Annotated in this window: 14 protein-coding genes and 2 pseudogenes; 7 read left to right on the plus strand and 9 right to left on the minus strand. The window is 65.1% G+C overall.

The genetic code is table 11. From position 1 onward, the window contains the following. The first annotated feature begins 156 nt into the window (after nucleotides 1–156). Nucleotides 157–2286, plus strand: coding sequence for an ATP-dependent protease LonB (lonB, locus tag GJ630_RS11715; protein WP_064288828.1), 2130 nt, complete (start codon nucleotides 157–159; stop codon nucleotides 2284–2286). Continuing rightward, nucleotides 2287–3108: a CPBP family intramembrane glutamic endopeptidase gene (locus GJ630_RS11720; protein WP_007188757.1), complete on the plus strand. Its 822-nt coding sequence runs from the start codon at nucleotides 2287–2289 to the stop codon at nucleotides 3106–3108. On the opposite strand, the gene GJ630_RS11725 is transcribed toward GJ630_RS11720, so the two are convergent. The 3 genes from GJ630_RS11725 to GJ630_RS11735 form a co-directional block, all read right to left on the minus strand. After that, the gene (locus GJ630_RS11725) at nucleotides 3105–3608 is read right to left on the minus strand and encodes an MGMT family protein (protein WP_007188756.1); all 504 of its coding nucleotides are present in this window, start codon (nucleotides 3606–3608) and stop codon (nucleotides 3105–3107) included. The two genes, GJ630_RS11720 and GJ630_RS11725, sit on opposite strands and share 4 nt — an antisense overlap. Nucleotides 3609–3624: 16 nt before the next feature. Then, nucleotides 3625–4626, minus strand: coding sequence for a glycerophosphodiester phosphodiesterase (locus GJ630_RS11730; protein WP_165895702.1), 1002 nt, complete (start codon nucleotides 4624–4626; stop codon nucleotides 3625–3627). A 111-nt stretch (nucleotides 4627–4737) separates the two neighbouring features. Next, the gene (locus GJ630_RS11735; RefSeq protein WP_191449936.1) at nucleotides 4738–5751 is read right to left on the minus strand and encodes a deoxyhypusine synthase; all 1014 of its coding nucleotides are present in this window, start codon (nucleotides 5749–5751) and stop codon (nucleotides 4738–4740) included. Between the two features lie 203 nt (nucleotides 5752–5954). On the opposite strand from GJ630_RS11735, the gene GJ630_RS11740 reads away from it, so the two are divergent. Both GJ630_RS11740 and GJ630_RS11745 read left to right on the plus strand, forming a co-directional pair. Next, the gene (locus tag GJ630_RS11740) at nucleotides 5955–6647 is read left to right on the plus strand and encodes an AzlC family ABC transporter permease (RefSeq protein WP_050036967.1); all 693 of its coding nucleotides are present in this window, start codon (nucleotides 5955–5957) and stop codon (nucleotides 6645–6647) included. Continuing rightward, the gene (locus tag GJ630_RS11745) at nucleotides 6637–6966 is read left to right on the plus strand and encodes an AzlD domain-containing protein (RefSeq protein ID WP_146416989.1); all 330 of its coding nucleotides are present in this window, start codon (nucleotides 6637–6639) and stop codon (nucleotides 6964–6966) included. Before GJ630_RS11740 ends, GJ630_RS11745 begins: the two co-directional genes overlap by 11 nt. Here the strand turns inward: GJ630_RS11745 and GJ630_RS11750 are convergent, their stop codons facing one another. The 4 genes from GJ630_RS11750 to GJ630_RS11765 form a co-directional block, all read right to left on the minus strand. Beyond that, entirely contained in the window at nucleotides 6967–7530 is a 564-nt protein-coding gene (locus GJ630_RS11750) for a SprT-like domain-containing protein (RefSeq protein ID WP_191449937.1), read from the minus strand. Nucleotides 7531–7534: 4 nt separating this feature from the next. Beyond that, nucleotides 7535–8302, minus strand: coding sequence for a Nif3-like dinuclear metal center hexameric protein (locus GJ630_RS11755; RefSeq protein WP_146416987.1), 768 nt, complete (start codon nucleotides 8300–8302; stop codon nucleotides 7535–7537). Between the two features lie 51 nt (nucleotides 8303–8353). After that, a complete protein-coding gene (locus GJ630_RS11760) occupies nucleotides 8354–9097 on the minus strand; it encodes a hypothetical protein (RefSeq protein WP_191449938.1) in 744 nt (247 codons plus the stop codon). 133 nt (nucleotides 9098–9230) lie between these two features. Then, nucleotides 9231–10202, minus strand: a complete 972-nt coding sequence (locus GJ630_RS11765) for an alpha/beta fold hydrolase (protein ID WP_191449939.1) — start codon at nucleotides 10200–10202, stop codon at nucleotides 9231–9233. Nucleotides 10203–10306: 104 nt separating this feature from the next. On the opposite strand from GJ630_RS11765, the gene GJ630_RS11770 reads away from it, so the two are divergent. Beyond that, a complete protein-coding gene (locus GJ630_RS11770) occupies nucleotides 10307–11332 on the plus strand; it encodes an amidohydrolase family protein (protein ID WP_014041127.1) in 1026 nt (341 codons plus the stop codon). Nucleotides 11333–11368: 36 nt separating this feature from the next. Here the strand turns inward: GJ630_RS11770 and speB are convergent, their stop codons facing one another. Beyond that, a complete protein-coding gene (gene speB, locus GJ630_RS11775; RefSeq protein ID WP_146416985.1) occupies nucleotides 11369–12172 on the minus strand; it encodes an agmatinase in 804 nt (267 codons plus the stop codon). A gap of 2 nt (nucleotides 12173–12174) precedes the next feature. Then, nucleotides 12175–12555: a translation initiation factor IF-5A gene (locus tag GJ630_RS11780; protein WP_004515075.1), complete on the minus strand. Its 381-nt coding sequence runs from the start codon at nucleotides 12553–12555 to the stop codon at nucleotides 12175–12177. A gap of 183 nt (nucleotides 12556–12738) precedes the next feature. Here GJ630_RS11780 and GJ630_RS11785 point away from each other — a divergent pair. Continuing rightward, a pseudogene (locus GJ630_RS11785) lies at nucleotides 12739–13287 on the plus strand (HAD family hydrolase); the annotation flags it as partial. Continuing rightward, nucleotides 13287–13375: pseudogene (locus GJ630_RS20610) on the plus strand (DNA-directed RNA polymerase subunit D); the annotation flags it as partial. The pseudogenes GJ630_RS11785 and GJ630_RS20610, both read left to right, overlap by 1 nt.

Consider the following 13375-nt stretch of genomic DNA (forward strand, 5'->3'; position numbering starts at 1 on the left):
GTGGTGGTTTGATAAACCCGACGACGCGGTACCGCCGGAATACAAGCACACCCAATTCGGGCGCTGTACTGCGGTTTCCGGGGTGTTGCAACAACCGACACGGGGAGAAAGTATATCAGTCGACAGGCCTTCCGTGAGTATGTTAGCAACGTTTGTATGAGCGACAACACCGACACCGACGCGACTCCCGACCCTGACCGGGAGGCATCCGACGCTGGGGAGGAAGAGGCGTCGACCAACGGGGCCAAACAGGACCCCGACGAACCCGCCTCTGAGCCCTCGGCCGACGAGCCATCCGACCCGTCCGAGGAGCGATGGGGCGGCGAGGGAGAAACGTCCGAAACGACACTCGGAAGCGATGTCCAAGTTGACGGCGAGTCCGAACTGGACGGAGACGAGGAGAATCTCCTCGGCGGTCTCGAAATCGAGTCGACCGCCGACATCGAAGTGCCAGACCGACTCGTCGACCAGGTCATCGGGCAGGACCACGCCCGTGACGTGATCAAGAAGGCGGCCAAACAGCGCCGCCACGTCATGATGATCGGCTCCCCCGGGACGGGGAAGTCGATGCTGGCGAAAGCGATGTCCCAACTGCTTCCGCGGGAGGAGCTGCAGGACGTTCTCGTCTATCACAATCCCGACGACGGCAACGAGCCGAAAGTTCGCACCGTCCCCGGCGGCAAAGGGGAACAGATCGTCGAGGCCCACAAGGAGGAGGCCCGCAAGCGAAACCAGATGCGGACCTTCCTCATGTGGATCATCATCGCCATCGTCATCGGCTACGCCCTCATCCTCGTCCAGCAAGTCCTGCTGGGGATTCTCGCGGCCGGTGTCATCTATCTCGCGTTCCGCTACGGTTCGCGCGGTAGCGACGCGATGATCCCGAACCTGCTGGTCAACAACGCCAACCAGAAGACTGCGCCGTTCGAGGACGCGACGGGCGCTCACGCCGGCGCACTGCTGGGCGACGTTCGCCACGACCCGTTCCAGTCAGGCGGGATGGAGACGCCGAGCCACGACCGCGTCGAACCCGGTGCCATCCACCAGGCCAACAAGGGCGTGCTGTTCGTCGACGAGATCAACACGCTCGACATCCGCAGCCAGCAGAAGCTGATGACGGCCATCCAGGAGGGCGAGTTCTCCATCACAGGCCAGTCCGAGCGCTCCTCGGGCGCGATGGTCCAGACCGAGCCCGTTCCCTGTGACTTCATCATGATCGCGGCGGGGAACCTCGACGCGATGGAGAACATGCACCCCGCGCTGCGCTCCCGTATCAAGGGGTACGGGTACGAGGTGTACATGGACGACACCATCGAGGACGACCCCGAGATGCGCCGGAAGTACGCCCGGTTCATCGCGCAAGAGGTCGAAAACGACGGGCGGCTCCCGCACTTCACCGAGGAGGCCGTCCAGGAACTCATCCTGGAGGCCCGGCGTCGCGCCGGCCGCAAAGGCCACCTCAGCCTGAAGTTCCGTGACCTCGGTGGGCTGGTCCGCGTCGCCGGCGACATCGCCCGCGCCGAGGACCGCGACCGCACCGAGCGAGCGGACGTGCTACAGGCCAAACGCCGCTCCCGGTCCATCGAGCAACAGCTCGCGGACAACTACATCGAGCGCCGCAAGGACTACGAGCTCACCGTCAACCAGGGCGACGTGGTCGGCCGCGTCAACGGGCTCGCCGTCATGGGCGAGGACAGCGGTATCGTCCTCCCCGTGATGGCCGAGGTCAGCCCGTCACAGGGCCCCGGTCAGGTCATCGCCACGGGACAGCTCAAGGAGATGGCCGAAGAGGCTGTCCAGAACGTCTCGGCGATCATCAAGAAGTTCTCTGACGAGGACATCTCCGAGAAGGACGTTCACATCCAGTTCGTCCAGGCCGGTGAAGGTGGCGTCGACGGCGACTCCGCCTCTATCACAGTCGCTACCGCGGTTATCTCCGCGATAGAAGACGTTCCGATCAAGCAGAACCTCGCCATGACCGGCTCACTGTCGGTCCGGGGTGACGTACTCCCGGTCGGCGGTGTCACGCACAAGATCGAGGCGGCCGCCAAGTCCGGCCTCGATACGGTCATCATCCCCGAGGCGAACACGCAGGACGTGATGATCGAGGACGAGTACGAGGACATGATCGAGATCATTCCCGTCTCGCACATCTCAGAGGTCCTCGAGGTCGCACTCGCCGGCGAAGCCGAGAAGGACTCGCTGGTCGACCGCCTCAAGTCCATCACAGGCAAGGCACTCGACCACGAGGTCGGCCGGCAGGGCGGCAGTCCAAGTCCCCAATAAATGCCCGAGTGGGCCGCATTCGTCGGCCTGACGGGGTTTCTTTTAACCGCGCTTCTCGGTCTCGCACGGCTCTCGCAGGGAGCCGTACGGTCCGACGGCGGCGTCTCATCCACAGTCGACGGCGTCTCAATGGCCGACAGGGACCCGACCATCCCACGGTTCGAAACGCAACGGGCGGCGGCCCAGCGACAACAGATGCGCGACACGCTCGCCCCGAGCGATGTCTCGACAGGGGCGTTGCTTGCCAACGTCGCGTTCACACAGGGGCTGTTCGGCGTGCTGCTAGTCGCCGGCGCGTTTTATTTCGAAATCCCCGCCAGTGCGTTTGGAGTCACCAGTGACGCACTTTCGACAGGGTTGCCGGCAGTGGCAATCGGTATCGGCGCTGGAATCGGCTTCTGGGTCGGGAACGAGGGCGCCGCTGCGCTGGCAGACGGCTTCGGCGTCACCTTCGATGAGTCGCTACGGGAACTGCTCGCCCCGGACTCGCCCGGCGGCTGGGTCATCCTGCTGGGCGGTGTCTTGCCGGTCATCGCTATCGTCGAGGAACTGCTCTTCCGGGCAGCGGCTATCGGCGTCCCCGTGGCCGGCCTCAACGCGCCGGCGTGGGCGATGGCTATCGTCGCCTCTGTCGCCTTCGCGCTGGGCCACGGCGCACAGGGCCGGGTGGGTATCGTCGTCACCGGCACGCTGGGGTTGGCGCTCGCTGGCCTGTTCATCGCGACAAACAGCTTACTCGCCGTCGTCGTCGCCCACTACCTCGTCAACGCCCTCGAACTACTTGTCCACGAGGGGCTTGGCGTCGACCGGCTCTGGGCCTAGAGACCCTCGATAGCCCGGAGCTTTTGCTCGACAGGCGGCGGCGCGGCGCTTGGCCCGTCTCGAACCCGATGGTCCGGAATCAACAGCGGCACGGGGTTTGCGGCCAGTGCCTCCCGGACCTGTGCGAGGTCGTCCTCTTCGTCATCATTCAGGTCCGGCGTCATCCGCGCGACCTGCGCGACGGATGCATCTTCGCCGTACGGAATCTCTTGGACAGCTTCCAGCACTATTCGCTGGTCCGTCGGGACCGTGAGGCCGACCGTCACATCAGCGAAGTCGTCTTCGACCCCCTGAAGATACTCGTCGATGCGGTCAAGCAGCGCGTGGTCCTCGCCAGCGTCGGCCTCTGGCTGGGACGGAAACGACAACGAGATGATCCGGTCGCCGGCTTCTCCAAGCTGGACGTACCGGTCGAGATACGACGACTCACGGGCGTAGATTCCTGCGTCCCCGGTCGGTGCTTCCATACTATTGGTGTCGGCCGGTCGGCCCTTCAACATTCGGCATCGGCGTTCATCAGTCCTGAATCGAGAGCACAGTGGGATAGTCGGAAATGAGTCCGTCGACGCCAGCCTGGACCAGTTCCCGGGCCTGATACCACGTGCCGACGGTCCAGGTGTTCAGGGCTCGGTCCTCGTCGGCAGCGATGTCGACGAGGTCGATGTCGCTCAGGTCGGAGTCGATGTACTCGCTGTCGTTGAAGAAGGGCGTTCCCTGAACCATATGCCGGGGGACGTTCATCGCGTCGCAGTCGTAGCGGCGGGTGACCTCCAGCCCCTCCTCGATGCTATCCCAGAAAAGGAAGGCGACGGGGACCGAGTCGTCGTAATCACGGACAGTCGCAAGCGCAGCTTCGTAGAACGACGAGACGAGAATATCGTTGTCGTACTCGCTGACGAGGTCGAGCGCGCGTTCGGTGTAGGGTCGCCACAGTTCTCGCTGCGTCGACAGTGTCTGGTCCGACAGCGACTCGGCGAACGCGAGGTCGTCGCTCCCGGGGTTCTTGAACTCTAGATTGACAGCGACGCTCGGTGGAATCGCGTCCATGACGATCTCAAGCGTCGGGACCGTTTCTTCGGTCCCCAAGACAGTCGCGTTGGTCACAGTATCCGTGTCGGTCTCGAAAACGAGGCCCTCGGTGTCTGTCAGCCCGCGCTCGCCGCCGTCGCGTTCGGCCAGCCCGTTGTCGTGGAAGGTGACGAGCGTGCCATCGGCGGTCGGTACGACATCGACTTCGACCATGTCGGCGCGCCGGTGGGCCGTCTGCGTTCCCGGTCCGCCGAACGAAGCGGCCTCGACGGCCAGTTCCGTGTTCTCCGGGTAGACGCCGGCAAACCCGCGGTGAGCGATGAGCGTCGTGTCGTCGGTCATCCCCTCGCCCTCCGTGTCGGTGGCGTCATCGGTGCCTGACTCACCACCATTGGATTCCTGTGCTGCTGTGCTCCCCGCAATCCCGGAACTCGCCAGCGTCGCCGCCGTCCCTTCGACAAATGTCCGTCGACCGATGTACTCTGACATGCTATATACGGCTGCCGAGCGGTCGTGAAAGACCGTTTATATGTGGAATATATGTCTCTCAGTAGATGTGTCCCACAACGGCCGGGTCTGTAGCCGCCTCCGTCGAAGTGATTACGCTTCCGTACTGTGGCGCTCGCGGGCCGCGGCCACGACCAGTGGGAGTGTAATCGTCGCGTCGGCATACACCGAGACATTCCGGGCGTCCTTTTCAAGTTTCCCCCACGAGCGGGCCTCATCAAGCGTCGCGCCGGAGAGACCGCCGGTGTTCGAGGGGTCCATCGTCAACTGGACGGCGTAGTCGTAGGCGTCGGGCGAGACGAGCATCGTCTGGAGGACGTAGTTCTTCGGGACGCCGCCGCCGACAACCATCGCACCGGCGCTGTCAGCCTCGTACGCGATGTCCGTGATCTGTGTCATATCCGCCAGCGCGTCGATCGTGAACTCGCTGGTCTGAGAGTACATCCACGCCTGCAGGCCCAGCACGGAGTCCTGGAAGGCCGGGCAGTACACCGGCACGTCGTTCTCGTAGGCCGCCGCCAGCACGCCGGCGTCCTCAGGCACGTCCTCACGCTCGTTGACTTCGCTGTTGGCCCGACCGAGTTCCTCCGTCATACGCTGGATCGAAACCGCGCCCTCGTCTTCCAGCGTGGAGAAGACTTCGTCCCGGAGATGGTTCTCGAACAGGGCGAAATGCTCCTGGGGGAGATAGACGTTGTAGATACGGTCGACGCCCTCGTCACGAAGCGTCTCGTCGTGTTCGCGCTCCGTTTGCCCTTCAGGTGTCACCTCGCCGTGGTGGTGCTTGCCGCCGATGGCCTCGATGCTGTCGTGGGTGCAGTTCGCCCCCGTCGTGACGAGCACATCGATGTGGCCGTCGCGGATGAGTTCGCTGACGATAGCCCGCATCCCGGTCGGGACCATCGCACCGGCGAGTCCGAAGAAGGTCGTCACGTCGTCATCGAGCATCTCGCTGTAGATATCGACGGCCTCGTGGATGTCGTTCGCGCCGATGCCGGCCTCGCCGTAGCTGTCAGCCAGTTCGCCGACCGTCATTCCGGCCCGGGCTTCCGCGTGCCCGATCGGATCGTGATGGAACGTCTCCCGCTCGTCGGTGTGGTCGCTCATTACAATGCAGTCGAATGGCGTCGGGTTTCAACGTCGTGGTTCGCCGTGACGGGTAGAGGCCGTTGTCGACGTGCCGTCACACCCCGCGGACGGCCATGCATCGACGTGCCGTCACACACCGCGGACGGCCCATGCATCGACGTGCCGTCACACACCGCGGCTGAAACGGAGGGCTTAGACGCCCCTGCGTTGGATTGGGAGCTATGGATACTGCTGCGTTCAGGCGCGGCGTTCGGGATGTTGCGCCGCTGTTGCTAGGAATTATTCCGTTTGGCCTCGTTGCCGGCATCGCGACCGTCAACGCCGGACTGGGGCTGCCGACCGCAGTCGGGCTGTCGGTGGTCGTCTTCGCCGGCGCATCACAGCTCGCGGCGCTGGAACTGCTGGGACAGAACGCTCCGCTGACGGTCGTTGTCGCGACAGCCGTCGTCATCAACCTCCGGCTTCTGATGTACTCGGCGTCGATTGCCCCGTACTTTCGGGAATTCACTGGTCGGTGGAAGGCGGTGCTCGCCTACGTGTTGACCGACCAGGCGTACGCGCTGTCGGTCGCCAGCTACCGGTCCGACCGTGAGACGGACCGGAAGTGGTACTACCTCGGCGTCGCCGTGACGCTCTGGGCGGTGTGGCAGGTCACGACTATCGCGGGGGCGCTACTCGGGACCGGCGTCCCGGACGCCTGGGGTCTCGAATTCGCTATCCCGCTGGTCTTCCTCGCGATTCTGGTCCCTGCAATCGAGGACGCAGCGACCGGCATCGCCGCTGTCGTCGGTGGAACCGTCGCCGTCGTCGGCGCTGGCCTCCCGCTCAATCTCGGACTGCTCGTCGCGGCCGGGGTTGGCATCACGGCTGGCGTTCTCACGGAATCCGCCACGGGAGGGACCGATGGCGACTAATTACGGCCCGGTTGAGATAGCCGGTGTCGTCGCTGTCATCGGCGTGTTGACCTACGCCTGTCGCCTCTCGTTCATCGCGCTGTTCGGTCGGCTGGACGAAATTCCGCCGGTCGTCGAGCGGGTGTTGCGGTTCGTCCCCGCCGCCGTCCTCGCCGCGCTTGTCCTCCCCTCGTTCATGACACTCGACGCCAGTAGTTTCGCCGCGGACAAGTTCGTCGCCGGAGCGCTCGCGGCAGGCGTCGCCTGGCGGACTGAAGACGTGTTCGCGACGATGGTGACCGGGATGGGCGTCCTCTGGGCCATCAGGTTCCTGCTGTAGTCAGCCCAGTTCCAGTGAGGCCCCACAGCAGTCAGACCGGTACTGCTCGCGTCGGTCGACGAGCTTGCAGTCCTGATAGCGGCGGGCAACGAGGTCGCCACACGCCCCGCAGGTGAGGACGTGCTTGGGCTCGGAGAAGGCCGGACAGTGGACGTCGGTATCAAGCTGGTCGGCCCGCTGCCGGAAAGCTCGGCCGTGGTCGGTCGTCCCGTCGCGCTGATATTGCTCGACGTGAATGAGTTCGTGGCGCAGTGTTGCCTCCCAGGCGTCCCGCTCGAAGGCCGAAAAGGCGTCCCAGGTCAGCGACACCGTACATCGAAGCGGGCGGCCGTCGCTCCCGTCGACGCTGTCCCAGTCGTACCGCTCGCCGACGGTGGCGTCGTCCAGTTTCGGCCGCTTGACTGCGGCGGCCCGACGCTTGGCTCGGTGGGACACTGCCCAGTCGACGAGGTCGAACCGAACCGAGACGCCCTGCTCGCGGCGGACCCCGCGACAGTACTGTTGCGACCAAGCGATGAGGTCCGCATCCGAGCTAACGCCCTCGAACGAAACGACATCTGCCATCGCCTTAGAGGCCGGTCGGGCAGTCGATGTAGGTCGTCTCCAGCCCCCAGTCCTCGACGACGGTCTGGAGCGACTGAACGCCGAACGTCTCCGTCGCGTAGTGGCCGGCGAGAATGACGTGGAGTCCCTGCTCGCGCGCCTCGTGGAAGGCCTGCTGTTTCCCCTCGCCGGTGATGAGCACGTCGGCGTCCGTCTCGACCGCCTCTTGCAGCCAGTCGACGCCGCTACCGGTCACGATGGCGACGTCCTCGACAGTCGACGGGCCGAAATCAAGCACTTGAATTGGCTGTCCGCCAGTATCCAGATTTCCTTCGAGGGTTTCGGCGAGTTCGGAGACCGTCTGTGGTTCTTGGAGGGAGCCACGCTGGCCGATGTGCTCGCCGCCCATCGATCCGAACGGCGCACGGTTGTCGAGGTCCAGCAGGTCCGCGATGCCGGCGGCGTTGCCAAGCGATTGATGGCCGTCTAGCGGGAGATGCGCGACGTACAGCGCGAGGTCGTTGTCGATCAGCGGTGCGACCCGGCGGTAGTTGGTTTCCGTCACGCGCTCCATCTCGCCCCAGACGATGCCGTGGTGGGTCACGAGCAGGTCAGCGCCCGCGTCGGCGGCGCGGTCGATGGTCTCGACGGCCGCATCTACTGCGAAAGCGACGTGCTCGACCGGCTGGCTCGCCGGCCCGACCTGCAGACCGTTCGGACTGGCGTCGATGTCGGCGTAGGCCTCGATGTCGAGTCTGTCGTCGAGACGCGTCGCGATGTCGCCTGCGTTCATGGCGCGGACTTCGAGATGACCGGTGGTATGTTTTTCTCTACCGGCGACGGGCTACCCATCCGATTCGACCAGCTGGCCGTTTTCCTGACCGATGAGGTCCCGGTCCACCGCGGCGTCGATGATGGCGTCGAACTGCTCCCCGTCGATGTCGTAGGCGTTGACCGCGACCTCGCGTATCTCCGCACGGTCGACGGGCATCTCGCGGTTCTGGAGGAGGCGCATCACCTTGTTGTACTCCAGTTTCGTCAGCGAGGGGCCGTCAGCGCTGTCGTCGCTGTCCGTACCGCGTTCGGTGTCCTCGCTCCCAGTGTTCGCCGCCGAGTCATTCGACTCGGTCGGCTCCGCCGCTTGTCCGTCCGTGGTGTCCGATGCCGCCGGGTTCGTCGCATCTGGCTCCGCAGTCGCCTCCGTCGTCGCCGCTGACTGCGCCGACTGTTCCTGTCCCGCCGCGCTCGCGCCGTCGTCGCCCAGCAGCGAGCCGTCATCAGCCGGCTCGACCACGCTGTCGGTGGTCGCCTGTGCGTCGCCTGCCGTCGTTCCAGAATCATCCAGTAGCCCCGGCGGCTCCGTGGTCCCGGCGTCGCCAGTCGTTTCCGCTGTCTCGCGGGCGTCCGCCTTCGCCGCCTCGACGGCCGGTTCGACGATGGTTGCGAGCTTCTCTCGGCAGGTCGAGCAGAGAACGACCGTCCCCTGCTTCTCGGCTTCCGGGTCCAGCGATTTCGGGATAATCGGATATTCGGAGAGCGAGACGTCGAGCACGCCGCCACAGAAGTAACACGACGATAGCTGGTCCATGCTCCCAACCGAGATGGCCTGTTTACTAAAAGACTACTTGCTGTGTCGGATGCCGAGCAAGTGGTGACGGACACGGCGGTCCGAACAGCACTGACGCTGAGTCGTTGTTTACGATGTATTATATTGAAAACTCTCACCTATCGAAGAATCCACGGACCAGTCCAGCGACTTCATCACCCGGTTCCAGCCACGGCGTATGACCGTGTCCCGGGAGTTCGTGGAACTCGGCGTCGGGCATCTTCTCGGCGACGGGGCGACCGACGTCAGGCGGATAGAAGGCGTCCTCCGTCCCCCAGACGAACTGCGTCGGGCAGTCGATTCCAACGATTTCGTCCCTGATGTCGAACAACGGGTGGACACGGCCGTACGAGCCCTGTGCGGTCGCTAGCGACCGCTGGCTTTCCGGCCGGCCGGGCAGATCCTGGCCGGCGGCGAGCAGTTCGTAGAACACGTCCGGTATCGCTGCGGCGTCAACGACGTTGACCCGCTGCATCGACTGCCTCGCGTTCTCGACTGGGTCACCACGGCTGAGCAGCCACAGCAGCACGCGGTTGAGGCCGCGAACCGTCAGCAGGCGAAACAGGAGCGGGAGGTCCCGCGAGACGCCGCCCGGCGCGCCGATCAGTTGCAGTCGGTCCACACAGTCGTGGTCGATTGCGAGCAGAAGCGACTGCAGGCCGCCGTGGGAGTTCCCGGCGACGTGTGGACGGTCGATAGCGAGGTCGTCGAGCAGTTCCAGCAAGTATGCGACCAGAAACGAACGGAGGTCCCGGTCCCGGTAGCTCGGCGCGGCTGAGAGGCCGAGGCCGGGCCGGTCGGGAGCGTACACACGGTACTCGTCGGTGAGCGCCGGGAACAGCGGGAGCCACGTCGCTGCTGGCGTTCCGACACCGTGGAGCAGAAGTACGGGGTCGCCGTCCTGATTCCCACCGACCAGATAGTGAACGCGACCCGCGGCGTCCGTCTCGGTCACTCTGGACTCGACGGAGTGGTCGTAGTGGTCCACAAGACGGGCCTGTGCGTCCGCGTATCGGCGCTCGGCCGGATGGGACCAGTCGTCTGGCGACAGCGCGCGGTCCTCGGAAACTGTGGTACTACCACTCATACCCGAACTGTCCGGCGCCGTCCGCATCAGTCTACCGCGGCCAGTGCTACATGGCAAGATTGCGCCTCCATGAGACACATATAGCTCCGCTTCCTCGCACCCACATGGAGGCTATCGAAGGAACCGTCCTTGCCGGGCGGTCGTTCGAGCCGGTCCACGGCAGCGTTGTCGTCGAGGACGGCTACATAACGGCCATCGAAGAGACGTCCGAGCGCGAGAGCGACCACGACCGCATTGTCTTGCCGGCGTTCGTGAACGCCCACACGCACGTCGGCGACTCAGTCGCCAAGGAGGCCGCTGTCGGTCTTGGCTTGGAGGAGGCAGTGGTGCCACCGGACAGCCTGAAACACCAGCAGATCGCAGCGGCCGATGACGAGACGCTGATTGCCGCGATGCACCGCACACTTCGATTCATGCAGCGAACCGGCACCGCGGCGTTTCTCGACTTCCGGGAGTTCGGCGTCGACGGGGCACGGGCACTACGCGAGGCCGCCGAGGGACTCGATATCGAGGCCTTCATCTTCGGGAGCGATGACACTGCGGTGCTGGACGTGGCCGACGGGTTCGGTGCCAGCGGCGCGAACGACGACGATTTCACCGCCCGGCGGACCGCCACCGAGGAGCGCGGGGCCCCGTTCGCTATCCACGCCGGCGAACCGGACGCCACTGACATACACCCGGCGCTGGATCTGGAGCCGGAGTTGCTGGTCCACATGGTCCATGCCGAAGCAGAACACCTCGAACGGGTGGCCGATCAGGACGTCCCTATCGCGGTCTGTCCCCGTGCGAACCGCGTCCTTGAGGTCGGCCGACCGCCGATCGAGACGCTTCTGGAGTACACTGACGTGGCACTCGGGACTGATAATGTGATGCTCAATGCACCATCCATGTTCCGTGAGATGGAGTACACCGCGAAGACGTTCGACCTCCCCTCGCGGACGGTGCTTCGGATGGCCACGACCGCTGGGGCCGAAGCGGTCGGCCTCGACTGCGGTGTCATCGAACCCGGCCGCCGGGCCGCGCTACTGGTCCTCGACGGCGACTCAGACAACCTCTCGGCTGTCGCCGACCCAGTCGACGCGGTTGTCCGGCGAGCGTCGCCGATGGACATCCACCGAGTTGTCTGCTGAAGCCGACGGCGAGAATATTCCCCGATACATCTCGGATTAGCGCTGGTCCGCGTGGGCGAACACGAACGCCCGGAGGAGTTTCGCGGCTAGCGTCGCCGTCTGACCGTCGTCGCGGTCGTTGACCTCGACTACGTCGAAGCCGACGGTCTGCGGTGCGACGGCTCGGACCACGGTGTGCATCTCCCGCGGGTCGAGGCCGAACGGTTCCGGCGTCCCGGTGCCCGGCGCGAACCCGGGGTCGGCGGCGTCGATGTCGACTGAGAGGTACACCCGCTCGTCGTCGAACGCAGGCGACCAGTCGGCCACGTCCTCGGGCGGGACGACGGTCACGTCGGGTTCGTTCGCGCGGTCCCATTCGGCTTCCGAGCCAGTGCGTGCGCCCAGCACAATCGCTTCGTCAGCCACCGAGAGCGCGTGGTGGGTCACCGTCGCGTGGGAGTACTCGTCGCCGGCGTAGGATTCGCGCAGGTCGAGATGCGCGTCCAGACAGACGAACACGTCTGGATCGAGCGCACGCACGCCGGCCACAGAGACGGTGTGTTCGCCGCCGACGACGAGCGGGACGGCCCCCTCGCTCTCGAAATCCGAGAGAGTGCCCTGGAGGAAAGTGAGGTACTCGGCAACGTCGGCCGTGGGGCCGATATCGCCGTGGTCGTAGACGGAACAGTCAGTGAAGTGCTGGTCGGTGCGGTGGTCGTAATCGTCGAACTGCTGGCCGAACTGGCGGATGCGGCGTGGGCCGAACCGTGTCCCGGGGCGAAACGACGTCGACGCGTCGAGTGGTGCGCCCACGAGCGCGTAGTCGGCCGCCCCGCGGTCGGCCCCCGCACCGGGCAACATCGTTACGAGCGTGTGATCTTGCGCTGTTCCTCGTACTGGAGGTACTCGATTTCGTCGTCAGGCTGGAGGTCGATGTCCTCGGGGACCCGCATCGTGAACGTGTCGTAGGTGTCGAGGTCCATCACCTGTGCGTCGTTGCCGTCCGTGGAAACGACCTGCCCCTGCTTTCGGTTGACAATCGGGACCCAGACCTTCGCGTCGACGGGCTGGGACAGCGAGCGCTTCTTGCCGTCGAAAACGCCCTTGGCGTCGATTCGGGCCTTGGCGCTGCCGTGCTTGCCCGGCTTGGCCGTGCTGTAGGAGTTAATCTTACACGGCGTGTCTTCGATCATGACGTAGCTTCCCTCGTCGAGCTCTCGAACTTCGGTCTGCTCTCTTGCCATACCGCCGGATTACCCCTGTTTGGGTATAAACGGTTTGGAATGCCGCAGGCCAGGTCCATCGCTGGGCTCGTCCGAAGAAACGAGTCCTCCAGCGCCCGGAACTCCTCGACAGCAGCCCGACTCCCACAGCAGTTCCCACGTCTACCCCCACAGTTCAAGTGAGCTTGCACTAACCACACAGATGTGGCACTCTCGTTCGACCTGTTCGGGACGCTCGTAGCGGCAGACCGGCCGTCAGAGCCGTGGGACGCCATTGCGGAGACGCTTTCGGCCCGGTCGGTTCGGGTGCCGGACGACTGGGAGGACGCCTATCGCTCGGCCCACCGCGAGTACGACCGCGGCCGGGAAGCGCCGCTGGACGAACACGTTCGACTGGCGCTTGCCAGCCGCGGAGTCGAGGTTGCCGAGGAGACGGCGACCGAGGTCGTCCTCGATGCCTTCGACAGCCCGGTGACGGTCCGCGAGGGAGCCATCGAAGCGCTGGACGCCGCAGCACAGCGTGGCCCGGTCGCTGTCTGTTCGAACTGCAGTGTCCCTGGATTGGTCGAGCGAACGCTGGAGCGAGCGGCCATCGAGAATCAGAGCGGCCACGCGTTCGACGCCGTCGTCACCAGCGTCGACTGCGGCTGGCGGAAGCCGCATCCGACCATTTTCCAGTCGACCGCCGACGCACTCGACGTGGCGCTTGCCGACCTCGTCCACGTCGGCGACGACGCCCGAACGGACGGCGGGCCGTCCTCGACACCGGTCGGGAACACGCCAAACATCAGGGCGGCGTGGCCGTCGGCTACCGACACCTCCAGCAGGTGGAGGTCGTCGG

Origin of the sequence: Haloarcula sp. CBA1122, from assembly GCF_009741785.1 — an archaeon.
GTDB lineage: Archaea > Halobacteriota > Halobacteria > Halobacteriales > Haloarculaceae > Haloarcula > Haloarcula hispanica.

Excerpts from the sequence above, each read along its gene's own strand:
- lonB (WP_064288828.1), top strand. The coding sequence starts at position 157 with ATGAGCGACAACACCGACACCGACGCGACTCCCGACCCTGACCGGGAG.
- GJ630_RS11720 (WP_007188757.1), top strand. The coding sequence starts at position 2,287 with ATGCCCGAGTGGGCCGCATTCGTCGGCCTGACGGGGTTTCTTTTAACC.
- GJ630_RS11725 (WP_007188756.1), bottom strand. The coding sequence starts at position 3,608 with ATGTTGAAGGGCCGACCGGCCGACACCAATAGTATGGAAGCACCGACC.
- GJ630_RS11730 (WP_165895702.1), bottom strand. The coding sequence starts at position 4,626 with ATGTCAGAGTACATCGGTCGACGGACATTTGTCGAAGGGACGGCGGCG.
- GJ630_RS11735 (WP_191449936.1), bottom strand. The coding sequence starts at position 5,751 with ATGAGCGACCACACCGACGAGCGGGAGACGTTCCATCACGATCCGATC.
- GJ630_RS11740 (WP_050036967.1), top strand. The coding sequence starts at position 5,955 with ATGGATACTGCTGCGTTCAGGCGCGGCGTTCGGGATGTTGCGCCGCTG.
- GJ630_RS11745 (WP_146416989.1), top strand. The coding sequence starts at position 6,637 with ATGGCGACTAATTACGGCCCGGTTGAGATAGCCGGTGTCGTCGCTGTC.
- GJ630_RS11750 (WP_191449937.1), bottom strand. The coding sequence starts at position 7,530 with ATGGCAGATGTCGTTTCGTTCGAGGGCGTTAGCTCGGATGCGGACCTC.
- GJ630_RS11755 (WP_146416987.1), bottom strand. The coding sequence starts at position 8,302 with ATGAACGCAGGCGACATCGCGACGCGTCTCGACGACAGACTCGACATC.
- GJ630_RS11760 (WP_191449938.1), bottom strand. The coding sequence starts at position 9,097 with ATGGACCAGCTATCGTCGTGTTACTTCTGTGGCGGCGTGCTCGACGTC.
- GJ630_RS11765 (WP_191449939.1), bottom strand. The coding sequence starts at position 10,202 with ATGAGTGGTAGTACCACAGTTTCCGAGGACCGCGCGCTGTCGCCAGAC.
- GJ630_RS11770 (WP_014041127.1), top strand. The coding sequence starts at position 10,307 with ATGGAGGCTATCGAAGGAACCGTCCTTGCCGGGCGGTCGTTCGAGCCG.
- speB (WP_146416985.1), bottom strand. The coding sequence starts at position 12,172 with ATGTTGCCCGGTGCGGGGGCCGACCGCGGGGCGGCCGACTACGCGCTC.
- GJ630_RS11780 (WP_004515075.1), bottom strand. The coding sequence starts at position 12,555 with ATGGCAAGAGAGCAGACCGAAGTTCGAGAGCTCGACGAGGGAAGCTAC.